Here is a 17884-nt window from a genome sequence, read left to right as displayed (position 1 = left end):
ATTCAGACATAAAAAAATCAGCCGCAACTTAGGTTGCGGCTGATTATGAAGCCCTTGAAAGATCGTTCAACTATTTAAAACGATCTGCATTAAGCCTTTGCTGGGTTTTTTTATGGCGCTTTAGGCTGTTAGAATAGCGCGCACTAAACCGGATCACCTTGGGCCCCAACGGAGAGTACTTTGGAATTTCTATACGAATATGGCATGTTTTTGGCGAAAGCCGTGACGATTGTGGTTGCGATTGTTGCTGTGATCATTGTGGTGCTCGCGTCCACGGTGAAGCACAAATCGGATAAAGGTGAACTGAGGATCACTAACCTTTCTGAAGAACTGGAAGATCTCAAACACAGTTTGAAAGAAGAACTGCTGTCGAAGAAGCAGTTTAAAGCCTACGAAAAGCAGCTGAAAGCTGACGAAAAGGCCAAGGAAAAATCGGCCGAAGAAGACCGCAAAGGCAAAGTTTTTGTTATTGATTTTAAAGGCAGTATTGATGCCGCCGAAGTGGCTTCACTGCGGGAAGAAATCAGCGCAATTTTAACCATTGCCGAAAAGGGCGACGAAGTAGTGGTGAATGTCGAGAGTGGCGGTGGTATGGTGCATGGCTACGGTTTAGCCTCTAGCCAGCTTGACCGCCTGCGTCAGGCTGAGATCCCATTAACGATTTGCGTGGATAAGGTCGCCGCCAGCGGTGGTTATATGATGGCCTGTGTGGCAAACAAAGTGTATGCCGCGCCATTCGCTATCGTTGGCTCAATCGGTGTTGTTGCCCAGTTGCCTAACTTCAACCGTCTATTGAAGAAACATGAAATCGACTACGAGCAACACACGGCCGGTGATTTTAAGCGCACCTTAACCGTGTTTGGTGAAAACACTGACGAAGGCAGACAGAAGTTCCAGCAGGAGCTGGAAGAAACCCACGTGTTGTTTAAAGCTTTTGTGAGTAAATATCGTCCTCAGCTCGATTTAGCAAAGGTCGCCACGGGTGAACATTGGTACGGCCAACAGGCGATTGAATTAGGCCTTATCGATGCGATTTCAACCAGTGATGATGTGTTAATGCAGTTAGCAAAAGAACGTACTGTGTATAAATTGCGTTATCAGGTCCGCAAGAAGTTGGCCGATAAAATCGCCCATGGTGCGTCCTTATCGGTCAATGCGATTTTTAATCGATTAGTTGAGAAAAATCGTCCCATGTAAGCCGACGAGCTGATTTAATCCTGAAGAAAACGCCTGCGAATATGCAGGCGTTTTTGTTTGAATTTGAGTATGAAATAAAAAACACATTTTTTTAACATTAAGTTTGGTTTAAGACTATTCAAATTAAGTGAGATCTTATACAACTAATCACCTAGGGAATTAAAAGCTGAACAAATCATATTAAGGATTTTCCATGTTACAGCGCGTCGACTACAAGACGAACCTGATGGTGGGTGATCAAACCTATCCCGCATTCGAATTACGCAATATTCTTGATTTTATTGCCATGGAGTTAGGTGAAAGTGCCTTACAGCAGGTGTGTGCTCACATTGGCGTTGGCCAAGCAGAGCTTAACCATTGCCAGTTTGTTTATGTATGGCAGGTAGAATATGCGATGGAGTTTTTGCGTATGCGGGTTGGTAATCCCGATATTGGAACCAAATTAGGCCTGAGCTATCGGGTGAGTAGTTTAGATGTGCTCTTACCCCATCTGGCGCAGTTGACTTCCTTACAGGCCTGCTTGCAGTTTGTGCTCAATCATCCCCGTTTAGTCGGCAGTTTTACCGATACTTTAGTACGTTTTGAAGAAGACGGTATTTGTATTCGTTGGCTCAATACTGGTCGTATCGACCAAGCACAATATGGATTCCAGTTCTTGCATAGCATTGGTTCGCTGTTAGGGCTTGCCAGAGAGCTCACAGGGGAGGCGATTATGCTTAAGCAAATCAATTTGGCGGAACCTGTCCGTGACAGCCGTTTTTTAAGCGAAGCCACGGGTGCTCAAGTGCAGTTTGATTGCGAATATTATGAATGGAGTATTTCTCTTAATTATCTTTCACTTGCTATCAATTACCCTTTCCTTTCCTACGCCGAAAATACTGCTTATGTCTCGACCACATCTTTTATCGAAACCGTACTGGCAGCAATTCGTGAGCATTTTCCCCAAGTGCTTCATTTAGATGACATGGCGATGCAACTGCATATGAGCGATCGCAGCTTTCGGCGTAAGCTGGCACAGCTTGGCTCGAGTTATCAACGCTTAATCGATCAGGTGCGTTGTCAAAGGGCGGTCGAGTTGATTTTAGCTAACGAGCTTGATATTGAGGCGATTGCCGAGACCTTAGGCTACAGTGATGTGAGCCATTTCCGTCAATCCTTTAAGCATTGGATTGGCCATCCGCCCGGGTATTTTAGTCAGCTGAATGGTGGTGAACGGGCTAACTAAGTAAGGCGATTGACTGAACCTTGCCCTTGAAGCCGCAGTTTTGCCGTTAAAGTCATAGTTAAATCATTTGGCGGTTGGTTGGAGATACAGCCATATGCCTGTATCTCTCCTAAGTGTTGATAACCGCTAGTCATCCATCTAAGTACAATTCCCTAAACTCGGTGCCAGTGAATCTATCCATTGACGAATTAATTCCACGCCTTCTTGGTGCTCAAGATTGCGGCCGATGGGCGGCATGCGATCTTTGGGTTCTGACAGTGTTTGGCGATAGAGCAAAATCGAATGGTCGGCATTGCCTGGGACGATATCGTAATCGAGTCCTTTAGCGCCGCCATCCCAGCCGGGTGGTTGTTTGCAGATCCCATATTGATAGCTGGTGTGGTCGATATAAAACCCAAGGCGTAAGCCTGAGATGCTGGCATAGCCTTTGGCGCTATGGCAATGGGCGCAGTTTACATCCAAATAACCCTTAGCGCGGCTGGTTAAATCGGCTTGGCGGTTGTCTATGGTATAGGTTTTAGCGACTTGGCTTAACTCGGGTAACTGCTCAAGCTTGCCTTGTTTGGCCCACAGGCTGAGTTGGTTGATACTTTGCCCTTGGTCGATGATATCGCGATTCAAGAGATGGGCTTTAAGGCCAATCGGAATGATTTGACTACTGTTATCTTGATTGATTTGGTGGCAAATTTTGCACTCGGCGCGGCTCGGTATGCTGTAATCGAAGCTTTGGTTTTGACCTTGATTAATCAGGGTATGATGCACGCTTGCACCCGCGGTAAGCAGCTTTGCTTCACCTTGTTGCCATTGATAAACCAGACTCGTCCAGCCTTGGGAGCGTTTGATCAATAGCCGCGTTTCAATAATGGTTTCGTTGGCTATGCCTGTGATAGCCGTATCCTGTGGCAGAGCAAAGGTTTTGACCAGCACGGTGCCAGTTGGAAACTCGAATGCCTCCTGCGCTTGGTATTGCATGCTGCTGCCTGCGGGTAAATAGATAAAACGGTATTTACTGGCATAGTTAGAAAATAACTGGGTGGCGAGCTGATAACCAAATCCCGGTGCTTGCGGCTGCGCGGTAGGGGTTGCGGGGTCGATAAAGAGCCCGTATTGGCTTAATTCTGGGCAGTCCTCTGCCATTAAGGCGGGCCAGTTAACTTGCCCTGTTGTATTCACACACAAACTGGCAGGCGTTGTCGGTACAGTCGGTGTCGTTGGCGGAGTCGGCGTTTGGCCATTATCGTTGCTTTGGCTGTCACCGCCGCCACAGGCTGTTACTAACATCGTTAAGCTGAAGATTGCGATGAGTGTTAGGCGGTTTGTCATCGGATTATCCGCTCTTTAAGTTGTTGCTTGAAATAAGAAGGCCTAAGTCGGCCTTCTCTGTCAGGATTGATCTGCTTTGGCGTGGTAAGCAAGTGGGTGATTGCAAGCCTGCTTTCACCCACTGTTACCGATAACGCTAGTGCGAGCAGCTTGCCGCGGGCAGGCGTTTTATCCATTCACTAATCAGTGCTACACCTTCATCATGGGATAAGCTGCGACCAATTTCAGGCATACGATCGCCTGGGGTCGTGCTTTGCATTCTAAAGTGCATGATGGACTCTGCGGCATTGCCTGGCACTACGTCAAAACCTAAGTTTCCACCGCCATAGGCGACTGGCGATTTACAGGTGCCGTGGGAGAAACCCGCATCATCGCTGTAGCCACGCCAGTACTCGAGTTTAAGACCTGTGTTAGAGGCGTTGCCCTCGGGTCTATGGCAATGGGCGCAGTTGATGTCGAGATAACCCTTAGCCGTTTGCATTAATGCGGTATCGCTTAAGCTTGCGACTGTGGCTTCATCACCATCGTGGTAGGCGGGCACTTGTGGTACTTGGCTCAGGTTTGGTAATCCATGCAAAATACCTAGGCTTTCCCATTTCAGCAGTTGGTTCATGGTGCCATCTTGATAGCTGTAATTGCGGTTTAAATGGCGCGCCTTAGGACCAATTGGCACAAACACGGCGTTGCTGTTGTCATCGGCCTTAAACTGGTGACACTGTTTACATTGGTTCATGCTCGGGACCATGTAGTTAAAGGTGAGGCTTTCTCCTTTATGGCTTAAGGTTTGGCTGCTAATTGCACCAGCTTTCGCCAGAGTCGCATCTGTCTTATCGGCATTCCACACATAGGGTAGGGCGCTCCAACCTGTTGGACGATGGATCAGCAGACGGGTTTCAATCAAACTCTCGTTGCTGATCCCGCGCTTACTGGTATCGCTTGGCAAGGCAAAGGTTTTAACGATGACGCTACCCACAGGGAAATCAAACGCTTCGTTTTCGGAGTAACTGGCTTTTTGTCCCGAAGGCAAATACACAAAGCGGTATTTACTGGCGTAGTCGGTAAAGAGCTGAGTGTTAAGATCATAAGGGACACCGCCCGAATTGGGCCCTGCCGTGGGGTTTTTAGCATCGCTGAACAGGTTGTAATCCGACAGTTTAGGGCAGTTTGCTTTAAGCAGCGCATCCCAACTGACGTTTGAACCCGTCGCCTGACAAAGACTTTGGTCACCATCACCCACTAAACCGCCTTCACCTTCACCGATAGTACCACCACCGCCAACGAGCACGCCGCCATCACAACCTGCGGTATTATCGTCAACCCCGCAGCCAAATACTTGGCCCGCGAAGGTGACGGTATGTACGGGTAGACTCACCTGAGTACATTTCAGCAGGTTGTTCTGGGTTTTCTCGTATTGCACATCGGCGATGCTGATGTCGGTGTTGCTGTTGGCATAGAGTCTGCCGTAGGACACATCACCGTTATCACTGGCGCAGACGTTATCGCTGCCATCTGCGGCAAAGGGGGCCTCTTTCAAACCGAGGTAAGCGGCTGTGCCGTTATTGGCAAGCATTTCCCCTAAGCCGTCGTAGAGTACGCCGGGCAAGGTGCCGTGGCTTATTACATAGGCGCGGATAATATCTTGAATTAAATAACCTTTAGGCTTGCTGCCATAGTCGGTGATCACGTTGTCGTGCAAGTAGATATTGCGCGGCACTGGGCGCCAGCCGTCTTCAATAGCTTGACCTGGTTGCCCATAGTTGCCGACAAAGGAGGTCATATCGGGTTCTGCAATAAAGAAACTGCTGACTGTTACGCCTAAGGTATCGTGGTGGGTAATTTCGTTATTAAAGATTTCCACATCGGCGGTAGACAGCACAATCACCCCAGTCCCCGGCGGCACTATGTGCACCCCTGCGGGGTTGGCCGAGGCGTTGGCAAAGTTAGGCGTGTTGTTGTCATACACTTTGTTGTTGAAAATCCGCACGCTAGAGCCGTATCTGTGGTTGTTGATCGGCAAGTCGAACACTAAAATCCCGCCAGTGTTGCCCATGGCTTCGTTGTCATACACATCGGCATATTTAGAGTTTTCGACTTCAATCCCCGCAACGTTTTCCTTGGCGATATTGCGGCGCACCACAATATATTGGGATTGGCCGACATAAATGCCCGCATCGGCACTGCCTCGGACATAGCTGTCTTCAATCAAAATGTTTTCACACTCAACGGGATACAGACCATAGGCGCCGTTATCTTTGTCGAGTTCGCCTTCCCACACCGCCCCCACACGGCGCAGTATGATGCCATTGGTATTTTTAAGCTTGATACCGTTGTTTTTGGCTTCATTGACCGACAGATCTTGAATGGTAATGTTCAGCGCATTCTGAACGAAAATCCCATCACCCGAGTTAGCTTGAGAGAAATTAAGCACAGTGTCCTTCATCCCGTAGCCCATGATAGTGACGTTTTTGGCATAGCTGCCATCCCCATCCACGTCACCATCGAACAGTAATGTCGAATCGATATTAAAGGTGCCTTTAGGAAGCACGATCACTGCACCACTTTGCGCGTTGATTAAGGCTTCTTGGATACGCATTGTGAGGTTATCGCCCGCGGGGATTTTGATGGCGCCTTCGGGGAAGGTTGGTCCTGTTTCAGGGGGCTGAACTACAGGTGGTGTCACCACTGGTGCTGGATCATCGTCAGAAAAACAACCTGTTAGATTAAAAGCCATCAGTAGGGCGACCCCTGTCGGCATCAGCCAATTCGCTTTACCTTGAGTTATATTTCTGTGGGAGTTGCTCGGCCAGAGCTGGGTTGATTTTGCCTTAATGCCCTTGCGTGAGAGTGGGTGTATCGTCTTGTTGAACATAGGTGCTCCTGCTTTTTGTTATAATTTCGTTAACAGGATGCGCTCGGAGCTGAAAAAGGCAATGTGAAATATGGCCAAAATGGTGCAAGTCATCGCTGCGGTAAGGGGAGATGGTTTTACGCGACTCGATTTAAGCTCAACATTCTCAACCCAAAATATGGGTGAGTCATTGGGGGAACTGAATACCCTTTCTGGTGTTTTTATGTTCAGATAAGGCAGTTTGATATTATTAATGCAAATTAAAACATACTTGTTACAAGATGAATAAAACATCATCTAGATAATGCTTAATTTTATTGCCACTCAAAAATCACTATGTTAAAAATCTTTCGCTAAAATAGCGCTTAATAATAAATTAAAATTAATTCAAATTTAATACCTTATTCATAATGGTCATTAAACTTGATTTGCCCCTTAACAATACGTGGAGATGAAAATGGGGAGACGCATTCGTGTGATTATTAGCTTAATAATATTCACAGTCTCGTTATTGCTTTTGTATAACCTTGAGCAGGATTATCAATTAAATGATATTTTGGCTGAGGTTAAATTATTTTTATTTTCACAGCTTGCGCTTGCAATTGCACTGACAGTGACAAGCTACTTAATCTTAACCCTGTATGATTATCTTGCGATTAAACAACTTGGCTCATCATTAAGCTATAAAAAAGTCGCTCCCGTTTCATTTTTAGCCTTTACCTTTTCCAATACCATAGGGTTTTCATTACTCACAGGCACTTCGATACGCTATAAGTTTTATTCAGAGTTAGGGTTAAGCGGTAATCAGATTACTCAAATAGTGCTTGCCTGCTCGGTGACATTTTTCCTCGGATTATTCTTTATTTGTGGTATCGCGCTGATTAACTTCCCAGCGCAGCAACTGGCTAATTTACCATTGCCGACGTGGTTATTTTCCTTGAGCCGAGTGTTTGGCGTTCTGATGCTGCTCGGCGTAGTAGGGTATTTTCTTTTTAGCCTGTGGCGTAAAAAACCTATTTATTTTCGAGGGTTTGAGTTTGCGCCTCCCGAATTGCCTCAGTCGTTGAAGCAGTTTGTGGTCTCGACACTCGATTGGTTAGTAGTGGGAACATTATTCTATTGCCTGCTGCCTGCGGTAGATGGATTAAGTTACCTTCAAGTGCTTAGTATTTTCTTTGTGGCGAATGCCATCGGGGTACTTGCTCATGTGCCTGGGGGGATTGGTGTTTTTGAATCTGTAGTTACAGTGACCTTATCTCAGTATTTACCCGTTGAGCAAATACTGGGCTCGGTCATTGTGTATCGGGTCATTTATTATATTGTGCCTTTTATGCTGGCCCTGATTTATTTTGTGGTGGGCTTGGTATTAAATAACAAGGATAAATTATCTAAGATAAATATTGATTTACATATTGTCAGGCAGTTATTGCCGTCACTATTAAGCATTAGTGTGTTTTCCGTTGGTTTAGTTTTATTGCTGTCAGTGGTTAACCCTTCCATTATGCACAAATATCATTGGCTAGGGGAGATAGTGCCGCTGCCGATAGTCGAATTGTCGAGCTTAATATTGAGTGCCAGTGGTATTTTGCTACTGTTATTATCCCATGGCTTGTTTAAGCGTTATCAAAAAGCCTTTGTACTCACCCAAAAGTTGTTATTAGTAGCCATTGTTTTTATTGTGCTTAAGGGCGCTGAGTGGCAGATTTCCCTGGCGCTCGGTCTAATCTATTTATTAATGCTGCCCTGTGAACAGGTGTTTTATCGCCAAGGTTCGATTGTGGGCGTTAAATATTCCTTCGGCTGGTTATTGTCCCTCGCCGCAGCATTGTTTTTAATGGTGTGGGTGTTGTTTTTTGCCTACCAAGATGTGGAGTATGACCATTCGCTCTGGTTAACCTTCTCGCAGGATAGCCATGTGTCCCGCGCGTTACGGGGTGGTGCGATAGCCCTCGCGATTCTGTTCGGCTTTGCCATTCGTTATGTACTTGCGGTGCGAAAACCCGATACCCGTCGCCTAGATAGTTCAGCCTTGAGCTGCGCCATGGGAATTGTTGCCGATGCACCGAGTAGCCATGGTTATCTCGCCTTAGTACAAGATAAGTCGCTGTTATTTAATGAAGATAAAGATGCCTTCTTAATGTATGCCCGCGCCGGACATTGCTGGGTGGTGATGGGCGATCCTATCGGTAATCAAGATAAATTTGATGATCTCCTGTGGCAGTTTCGCGAGCAGTGTGATGCCTACGATGGTTGGCCTGTGTTTTATCAAGTGACGCAAAAGTATTTACCTCACTTTTTAGAGCAAGGGTTGAGCCTGTATAAACTCGGCGAAGAGGCCATAGTGTCTTTAGCGGAATTTGAGTTGCAGTCAAGCAAGTATCGCAGTTTGCGACAGAGCCATGCCAAGGCATTAAGGGAAGGCTTGAGCTTTAAGCTTATCGATGCCAGTGAGGTGCAGAGTCTATTGCCAACATTAGAGGCTATTTCAACCAGTTGGCTTAAGGCTAAACAGGGGCGAGAAAAGGGATTTTCGGTTGGTTATTTCTCAGCCGCTTACCTGTGTGCCACGCCAATGGCCTTAGTGTATTTGAACGGCGAGCTGGTGGCCTTTTCCAATGTGTGGGCCAGTGCCGCCAAAATGGAGTTTTCCGTTGATTTGATGCGTTATCTGCCGAATTTATCGGGCAGCAACATAATGGACTTTTTGTTTACTGAGCTGCTGCTTTGGGGCAAACAGCAAGGATATCAGCAGTTTAATCTTGGCATGGCGCCCATGTCTGGATTAACAGATAGAGCCATAGTGCCGTTTTGGACCAAGCTTGCCAAAACGGTTTATAAGAAGGGGAATAAATTTTACAACTTTCAGGGGCTTAGAAGGTATAAGGATAAGTTTAATCCGAGATGGGAAGCTAAGTATTTGATTTGTTATGGCGGACTCTCTTTACCCGTAGTGCTGGGTAGTTTAGTGACCTTAACGAGTCGTGGTGCAACTGGCGTATTTAAAAAGTAGGTGCGAGATGACGAAATCCTTAATCAAGATACTGAGCGTTTTACTGTTATGTTCAACTGCTAATGCCTTTGCCGATGAGTTTGCCGATAATCTAGGGCTGACTCTGTTACCTGTCGAACCATCAACTCAGGTAAACGCTGCGTCATCCCATACCAAACCACCGCTGGTGATTTTTTTGAGTGGCGATGGCGGTTGGGCGACACTCGATAAAGCCGTTGGGGGCATTTTACAGCAGCAGGGCTGGCCAGTCGTCGGCTGGAGCTCGCTGAAATACTATTGGAAACAAAAAGATCCCAAAGATGTCACCCAAGATACCTTAGCAATCATCGACAAGTATCAGGCGGAATTTGGCACGCAAAAAGTGATTTTAATTGGCTATTCCTTCGGGGCTGAAGTCATTCCCTTTGTGCTAAATGAGATGCCCGCACGGTATCGGAAGAATATCTTGGGCGCTGTGCTGCTCTCTCCTTCACAATCCTCGGATTTTGAAATCCATGTGAGCGAGATGGTCACCTCGGATAATCAATCGGCCCGTTACTTAACCTTGCCCGAAGTGAACAAACAAACCACTGTGCCTATGCTTTGCCTCTATGGAAAAGAGGACGATGCGCCGCTGCATTTATGCCCTGCGGTCAAGCAGCCCAATGTCACTGTGATGGAGTTAAGCGGTGGCCACAGTTTTGACGATGACTACGATAAAGTGGTCAAGCTGATAAAAGGCTGGCTAAAGCCAAGTTAGCGCACTTTAGCGCATAGCATTGATAAGACTAATGCTTTGGAATAAAAGATAAAAAGGGCGCGGATGCGCCCTTTGTTTTAGGTTGTGCTACAGCGAATGACTAGAGCTGGTAGCTAATGTGCTGGTGGAAGCGCACCACGAGATCTTCACGCTCTGGATCTAGCCCAATCTCGGCGGCAAAGGTTTTCAGTGTGGCTTCGACGTTATTCATAAAACGGCCATAGCCTGAGTCATCACAGTCCTTGGCGCCCGCGACGATAGTAAAATGCGCGGCTTCGACTAAGTTGTCGGCATCCCAGCGTCGGATCACTTGCTGCTCGGTTGCGTTAGGGTCAAAACCGATCATTTGCACTTCGGCCTTGCTGTCGAGTTTCTCAAACTTACTGTTACGAACTAAGGGGGTTAGGCCGTTGGCGATCATAGCCAATCGCGTTAATTGCTTATTGGCAGCCGCCTTGAGGAAGTTATCTTCAAGATGTTGATATAACGGGCTAAAGTCTGTTGCAGAGTCGGGGAGTAAACCTTGTTTGAGTTTGCGACTCAGCGGCAGACTGACGGTGACATAGGTGAGTGAGCTAACATTTTCCGGCAGGTCACATTTTCTGGCCTTGTATCTTGGTGCGATGGCTCTGAGTTTATAGCCATAGGTTTCTTTATTACCTTTTGATTTAGCGAATAAATCATAGGATAAATGCTGGTGGTCGCGGATCTTCACCTTAAGATCGTTAATCGGCAGCTTAGGCATTAATTCGTTTAGGAGTTCCCGTACTCGAGTATGGAAATTAGCCGAGTTGCTACGGATCTCATCGCCAGTCGCTAAGAATACAATACGCAGTTTGCGGGCGCGGTAGTTATCCTCGGTAAACAGGTTTTGTGCCTCGTGATAGGCAGGATTGTAAAAAAACAGAATTTGTTCAGCGGTTTGGAAACAATAGGCTTCGGTGTGGTAACGCACGACTGGCAGTTTATCGTTAGTGATCACATGAACGTTACGGAGATCGTGTTGTTCTGCCAAGTTAAAAATAATGCGGCTTAAGGTTTGATAACAGCTATGGTAATCGGGGTATTGCGCCAGTAATTCATCCGTGACTTTAATTTCGGCGGTGATGTACTGGTTGGTACGAGCTTCCTTGGGTATGTACACTTTTTGCTGATGGCTAAGGGACATATTGACTCCTTGTTGGGTTAACCATTTGCTAACACGAATTTTACTGTTTATCTCAGGCGTTAATGTTGCGTTGGAGCATGTTTTTATCGCTTAAATGCAAGTTTACATCAGCAAGCTGTTTATTAGCTTAAAATTGCAGCGATTTTATTGAGTTAATGCTTTTTCAATCCAAGGTTGCATCCAAGTGGCTATCTTCTCTTGGGCCTTTTCATTGGGATGAATTCCATCCCTTTGCATCAACTCAGGATAGGGCGCAATCTCCTGCATAAAGAAGGGGATTAATGCAATCTCCTCGTCTTTAGCAATCTCTTGATACACTTGGGTGAACTTTTGGGTATAGCGAGGGCCATAGTTAGGCGGTACCATGATTTCGGTCAGTAGCACTTTAGCACCGCTATTTTTAGCTAGGGTAATGATTTGGATTAGGTTATTTTTGAGTTGCGTTGGGGGGAATCCACGTAAACCATCGTTACCACCGAGTTCGACCACCACTAAATCGGGGGCTACTGAATCGAGCAGCGCAGGCAAACGACGCAAACCGCCCGCTGTGGTTTCACCGCTCACCGAACCATTGGTAAATTCATGCTCGGGTAATTTTTTTTGCAGCAGCGCCACCCAGCCTACTTGTTCCGACATGCCATAGCTGGCACCTAAGCTATCGCCGAGGATCAATACTTTCGCCGCCTGAACTGGCGTGGTTATAAACAGACTTAACAGGATGCAGGCGCTCACGGCCTTTGCCATCGGCTTGCATCTTAGCGATTGACGCAAGAACGATTTGTATAAGAAGGATCCTATGTCTAACGTCGTTTCAAAAAACAGTGCCATCAATGTTGTTAACCTCGAAAAATCGGTGACTACTCAGGAAGGTTCGCTCACTATCCTCAAGGGCATTAACTTAGATGTCAAGCAGGGGGAAAGTGTGGCGATATTAGGCCCCTCCGGCTCGGGCAAGTCGACATTGCTTGGCTTACTCGCCGCGCTCGATACCCCCACGTCGGGGGAGATTTGGCTCGATGGCCAAGCCCTATCACCGCTCAATGAAGAACAGAAAGCCGCGCTGCGTAAGCAAAAAGTGAGCTTTATTTTTCAGTCTTTCATGTTAGTTGATACCTTAACCGCCCTCGAAAATGTGATGCTGCCGGCCGAGCTAGCTGGGGTAAAAAATGCCAAGGAGAAGGCCGAGGCCATGCTGGGGCGCGTGGGGTTATCCCACCGTTTGACCCATTTACCTAAACAGTTATCCGGCGGTGAGCAGCAAAGGGTGGCCATTGCCCGCGCCTTTATCTGTGAACCTAAAGTACTATTTGCCGACGAGCCAACCGGCAATTTAGACAGTGTTAACGGCCATAAAATTGCCGATATGTTGTTTGAGCTCAACCAAGAGAGCCACACCACGCTCATCTTAGTTACCCACGACTTGCAACTGGCGAAACGCTGCCAGCGGCAACTGGTTATGGATAACGGCCACTTGCAGGAAGAGTTAGATTCGGCTCAATCGTACAGCATGAATGACAGCCTTGAATTAAGCGCCAAGGAGGCCTAACCCATGGAGCTTAATTTGGCATGGCGCCTGTTTAAGCGCGAGCTGCAACAGGGGCAGTTGTTATTGATTATCCTCGCCATTACCTTGGCGGTGCTATCGGTTAGCGGTCTTGCGCGGGTCAGCGAGCGTTTGCAAGTCGCAATCAACGGGCAGGCGACCCAGTTTATCGCCGCCGATCGTATTATCGACTCTCCCGTTCAACTTGACGCCAGCATTCTGGCCAAGGCCGACGAGTTTGGCCTTAAGCATGTGACCAATATGCAATTTAACTCCATGGTGTATGCGGGGGATAAGTTTCAATTAGTCACAGTGCGAGCGGTTGAGTCTGGTTATCCACTTAAGGGAGATATCGAACTTAAAGCGGACAATGGCCAAGATGTTAAAGCCCAAGGCTTGCCCCACGCTGATGAGGTATGGTTCGAGAGTCGCTTAGGGGGACTCTTGGGATACCCGAAAACATTGGAATTGGGCAACAGTGAGTTTCATTTAAGTCAAGAAATCAGCCGCTTACCCGATGCGGGTTTTAATCCGTTTGCTTCTTCCCCCGTGGTATTAATGCGGATAGAAGATGTCGCCAAGACTGGGGTTATCCAACCCGGCAGCCGAGTGACCTATCTGTATCAATTTGCGGGTGCAGAAAGCGCCTTAAGCGCCTTTGAAAATAGCGTTAAACCGCTGCTAAATAATTCCCAGCGCTGGGTCGATGTGCAGTCCGGCGACTCACCGATAGCGGGCGCGGTGAAACGGGCGGAGCGTTTTTTATTGCTGGCAAGCCTGCTCGGTATTGCGCTGGCCTGCGCCGCGATTGGGATTGCCGCCCAGCGTTACTGCCAACGTCATTATGACGTGGTGGCTATGCTTAAAACCTTTGGCGCCTCATCAACACAAATTCGTCGACTGTTTGGTATCCATTTGCTGCTGGTGACGCTGTTTGGCATTGTGCTGGGGCTTATAGGTGGGGCACTGCTGGATTTAGGCATTAATCAACTGTTACCCCCTGAAATCGCTGCCTATTCGCCACCGTTGACGCGGCCGCTGCTGCTTGGGATCAGCACTGGGCTTATCAGCGCCTTTATGTTTTCGGCCTATCCTTTAATGCGTTTACTGGCGATTCCGCCGCTGCGCGTTTTGCAAAGGCAACTCGAAGGCTTGCAGCTCGGCATGTGGCTGCATTTACTCTTAAGTTTAGGGGCGATGGCATTGTTGGGATATTTGTATTCCCAAAGCTGGGCGCTGACACTGACTGTGGTCGCGGCTGTGCTGCTACTCGGCGTATTGCTGAGTATTTTAGGCTTTGTGATGATCCGCCTTGGCAACAGTGTCGGCATGAAAACCACCAATCCCTTGCAACTGGCACTGGCGGGGTTACGCCGCCGCGCGCGGCAAAATGCGGTGCAACTGGTGGGCTTTAGTGCGGCCTTGGTATTGCTACTGACCATTTTGGCCCTGAGGCAAGATTTACTAAACGAGTGGCAAAAACAGCTGCCCGAGAATGCGCCTAACTATTTCTTGGTCAATATCGCCCCCGATGATGCTAAGCCATTAAATGACTTTATGGCGCAAAGGGGCATAGCAGCGACGGATATCTATCCCGTTATTCGCGGCCGCTTGACTCAAATCAATGGTGAAACCTTGATCTCTAACGAGCAGGCTGAGGCGGGAGAGAAGGGACGAGTCGGGATTTCCCGCGAGCTTAATCTCACCTGGCGCAATAGCTTACCCGCCAACAATGAGTTAGTTGAAGGGCATTTTAATCAGGCGGCGGATGAGGTTTCTGTCGAGTCAGGTGTTGCCGAGCGTTTAGGGCTAAAATTGGGCGATACGCTGACTTATATGATTGATAACCAAGAGCTTAAAGTCAAGGTCGCCAGTATCCGTGCTGTGCACTGGGAAACCATGCAGCCAAACTTCTTTATGATCTTCACTCAAGAAGCGCTGGCGCCCTTTGCCTATACCTCGATGGCAAGCTTCTACCTCGACGACAGAAAGCCGGATGAGCTAGGGAATAATGCATCAAAGAACACAGTGATCCTCGAGCTTATCCAGCAGTTTCCTACTGTGTCGATTATCGATGTCGGCGCCATGGTGGGGCAATTGCGACAAATTATTGAGCAGGTGTCTCTGTCGCTGACGCTGGTCTTGGTCCTCGTCTTACTGGCAAGCTCTTTAGTGCTTATTGCGCAAACCGAGGCGGGAATGGCCACGCGCCAACGTGAACTCGCTGTGCTGCGCACCTTTGGCGCCTCGGGTTGGTTACTGCGTAGCGCCACTGGGCTCGAGTTTGCGTTACTCGGAGGCATCGCCGGGGTGCTTGCAGTGATAGTGGCGGAGTTTGCGCTGTATTTGTTAAAGACCCAAGTGTTTGAGCTCAATGTGTATATGCACTGGCCATGGTGGGGGATTGCCCCTGTCTGCGGTGCCTTGTTAGTTGCATTGCTGGGTGTTTGGCGTTGCCGCCAATTACTCAATCAATCCTGCGCCGAATTATTAAAAGCGGGCGCTTAAGATGAGGCCTGTTTGGGCTTAAGGCGAATGCCGCAACACCATCAGATGTAAAATCAAAATGTAAAAAATAAGCACTGGCCTAAACCAGTGCTTTTTTATGGCAATTATTTGAGTGTTTTAGCCTGAGCCTAAGCTTGCGCATTTGTCACATTGGCTTACAAATGGAAAAAGCCAAGATGTTATCTGCGAAGAACTTCGCCGAGATTGATGAGTCTATTTAACGAGCATGAGTTGCTTACGTCTGGCAATTGATAAGTTAGCACTTTCATCAAACGAGAAGATTGCTGGATTTTGGCCTTAGGGAGATAAACAGAATGTTTAAAAAACTTAGAACATTACTTAGAGATAATCGCTCCTTTTTGTTGTTTATCAGCCTAATGCTGGTGTTTAGGAGTGCGGTGGCCGATTGGAATACAGTGCCGACAGGTTCTATGTTGCCGACGATTGTCGAGGGCGACCGTATTCTAGTGAATAAGATGGCTTACGATATCAGAGTGCCCTTTACCCATATTCCACTCGTTAAACTTGCAGACCCCACTCGTGGGGAGATTATCGTGTTCGACTCTAAAAAGGCTGATAAAAAGCTGATTAAGCGGGTAATTGCCGTACCCGGTGATACTGTGATGATGCGGGATAATCGCTTGTATTTAAATGGCAAACCACTCGTTTATACATCGCAAGCATTAAGTGCCTATGCGCCGGCGAATGTCACCGAGTGGCAGGAGGAGCTCCTCGGCATAGTGCACAGTATTCGCCTCAATCCGCAGCCCTCACCGCTGGCTAATTTTGGCCCTGTTACGGTGCCTGATAACCAGTATTTGGCGCTAGGGGACAATCGAGATAACAGTGCCGATTCAAGAGTCATAGGCTTTGTGCCCAGAGAGGAGATTATTGGTCGCTCAAGCTCAGTGGTCTTCTCATTGGATTACAACGATTATTATCTGCCACGGCCAGATCGCATGATGCGCGCGTTCTAACTTTTATTAAAATTACACTCTTAACGAGATATAAAAATGGCGCCCTTATCGGCGCCATTTTTATGTGATTACGAAGCGTTGTACGCTTACATCAAAAAGCTGAGGTAGCCCTGCAATACAATTAAATTAACTATATCGATAAAGAAGGCGCCGACAATCGGTACCACCATAAAGGCCTGAGGCGAGGGGCCGGTGCGTGACACCAGTGCGCCCATATTCATCACCGCCGTAGGAGTGGCGCCCATACCAAAGCCACAGTGACCGCCGGTGATCACCGCCGCGTCGTAGTTGCTACCCATAATTTTGAAGGTCACAAAATAGGCGAATACCGCCAGCACTGCGGTTTGTACCAACAGGATAATCAGTAAGGGGATCGCCAGATCCAAAATTTCCCACAACTTGAGATTCATCAAGGCCATAGACAGGAATAACGACAGCGCCACCGTACCTATTACATCGATACTCTCGGTATGGGGTTTATAACCTCGGGTCACTTCGGTGATGTTGGCAATGATAACCCCAAGAAATAGGGCATAGACAAAGTCCGGCATCTTGAGCCAATTCAGCTGATATTCGCTAACAAACACAGTAAACCATTTCGCGCCTGCGACGCAGATCAGCAGTACAAACAGGGTTTCGATGATTGTCTTGGCGGTGACTTGGTCCTCTTCGAGCTGATCATAGGTCACCAGTTGTGGATGTGTGGCGTGGTGCTTACGGCCCATGCCGTAGCTGGATACTAGATTGTGTTTGCCAATTAATCGCTGCGCTACGGGGCCGCCGATAATGCCGCCCATGACTAAGCCAAAGGTGGCCGCCGCCATCGCGAGCTCTAAGGTATTAATCCCGTAGTTTTCGGCAAAGGTTTGTGACCAAGCAACGCCAGTCCCATGGCCGCCTGACAGCGTAATCGAGCCGGCGATAAGGCCCAAGATGGGATCTAAGCCGAGGAGGCTGGCAAGACTCACCCCCACCGCATTTTGAATGACGATATAGATAGACGCTACACCTAAAAAGATAAACACTTTTTTGCCGCCACTGAGCAGTAACTTATAGTTTGCCGACAAACCTATCGTACTGAAAAAAATCAGCATTAAGGTGTTTTGCATGGGTAAACTAAAGGCGAGTGTGATGTCTTGGAAATGTAAAAAGGCCACGACGGCGGCGACGACCAGCCCGCCTACGATAGGTTCGGGAATATTGTATTGTCTAAAAACACGCACATGGCGATTGATGGAATGGCCAATAAACAGCACGAAGATAGCAATTAAGAACGACTCTAGTTCGCCAATTGTATAAGTGGTGTGCATGATAGTTCCTTAAAAATGGTTTGTGTGGGAATACCG

12 protein-coding genes are annotated in these 17884 nt (G+C 47.6%); 7 read left to right on the top strand and 5 right to left on the bottom strand.

All coding sequences use genetic code 11. The annotated features are described in order from the left end of the window. The first annotated feature begins 180 nt into the window (after positions 1 to 180). Entirely contained in the window at positions 181 to 1197 is a 1017-nt protein-coding gene (gene sohB, locus SHD_RS06370) for a protease SohB (RefSeq protein ID WP_039977702.1), read from the top strand. A gap of 193 nt (positions 1198 to 1390) precedes the next feature. Next, a complete protein-coding gene (locus tag SHD_RS06365; protein WP_023266348.1) occupies positions 1391 to 2422 on the top strand; it encodes an AraC family transcriptional regulator in 1032 nt (343 codons plus the stop codon). A 138-nt stretch (positions 2423 to 2560) separates the two neighbouring features. On the opposite strand, the gene SHD_RS06360 is transcribed toward SHD_RS06365, so the two are convergent. Both SHD_RS06360 and SHD_RS06355 read right to left on the bottom strand, forming a co-directional pair. After that, positions 2561 to 3745, bottom strand: coding sequence for an SO2930 family diheme c-type cytochrome (locus SHD_RS06360; protein WP_039977700.1), 1185 nt, complete (start codon positions 3743 to 3745; stop codon positions 2561 to 2563). A gap of 136 nt (positions 3746 to 3881) precedes the next feature. Beyond that, a complete protein-coding gene (locus tag SHD_RS06355; protein ID WP_023266346.1) occupies positions 3882 to 6614 on the bottom strand; it encodes an SO2930 family diheme c-type cytochrome in 2733 nt (910 codons plus the stop codon). Positions 6615 to 7050: 436 nt separating this feature from the next. Between SHD_RS06355 and mprF the strand changes: the two genes are divergently transcribed. Then, a complete protein-coding gene (mprF, locus tag SHD_RS06350; RefSeq protein ID WP_039977697.1) occupies positions 7051 to 9603 on the top strand; it encodes a bifunctional lysylphosphatidylglycerol flippase/synthetase MprF in 2553 nt (850 codons plus the stop codon). Positions 9604 to 9610: 7 nt separating this feature from the next. Then, a complete protein-coding gene (locus tag SHD_RS06345) occupies positions 9611 to 10342 on the top strand; it encodes an AcvB/VirJ family lysyl-phosphatidylglycerol hydrolase (protein ID WP_023266344.1) in 732 nt (243 codons plus the stop codon). A gap of 100 nt (positions 10343 to 10442) precedes the next feature. Here SHD_RS06345 and SHD_RS06340 read toward each other — a convergent pair whose 3' ends face one another. Both SHD_RS06340 and SHD_RS06335 read right to left on the bottom strand, forming a co-directional pair. Further along, a complete protein-coding gene (locus SHD_RS06340) occupies positions 10443 to 11510 on the bottom strand; it encodes a DUF3083 family protein (protein WP_023266343.1) in 1068 nt (355 codons plus the stop codon). A 144-nt stretch (positions 11511 to 11654) separates the two neighbouring features. Further along, the gene (locus SHD_RS06335; protein WP_023266342.1) at positions 11655 to 12254 is read right to left on the bottom strand and encodes an arylesterase; all 600 of its coding nucleotides are present in this window, start codon (positions 12252 to 12254) and stop codon (positions 11655 to 11657) included. A gap of 52 nt (positions 12255 to 12306) precedes the next feature. Here SHD_RS06335 and SHD_RS06330 point away from each other — a divergent pair, with 52 nt between their 5' ends. From SHD_RS06330 to lepB, 3 genes are all read left to right on the top strand, one after another. Further along, positions 12307 to 13056, top strand: a complete 750-nt coding sequence (locus SHD_RS06330) for an ABC transporter ATP-binding protein (protein WP_023266341.1) — start codon at positions 12307 to 12309, stop codon at positions 13054 to 13056. 3 nt (positions 13057 to 13059) lie between these two features. After that, on the top strand, positions 13060 to 15561 hold the full coding sequence (locus SHD_RS06325; protein WP_023266340.1) for an ABC transporter permease: 2502 nt from the start codon (positions 13060 to 13062) through the stop codon (positions 15559 to 15561). 314 nt (positions 15562 to 15875) lie between these two features. Next, a complete protein-coding gene (gene lepB, locus SHD_RS06320) occupies positions 15876 to 16538 on the top strand; it encodes a signal peptidase I (RefSeq protein ID WP_023266339.1) in 663 nt (220 codons plus the stop codon). An 86-nt stretch (positions 16539 to 16624) separates the two neighbouring features. Here the strand turns inward: lepB and gltS are convergent, their stop codons facing one another. Next, complete coding sequence (gene gltS / locus SHD_RS06315) at positions 16625 to 17848, bottom strand: sodium/glutamate symporter (protein ID WP_023266338.1); 1224 nt, start codon at positions 17846 to 17848, stop codon at positions 16625 to 16627. Positions 17849 to 17884: the final 36 nt, after the last annotated feature.

The sequence above is a fragment of the Shewanella decolorationis S12 genome (genome assembly GCF_000485795.1).
Lineage (GTDB): Bacteria > Pseudomonadota > Gammaproteobacteria > Enterobacterales > Shewanellaceae > Shewanella > Shewanella decolorationis.
The sequence above is the reverse complement of the archived record's forward strand: the minus strand, read 5'-3'. Positions and strand labels throughout refer to the sequence as shown.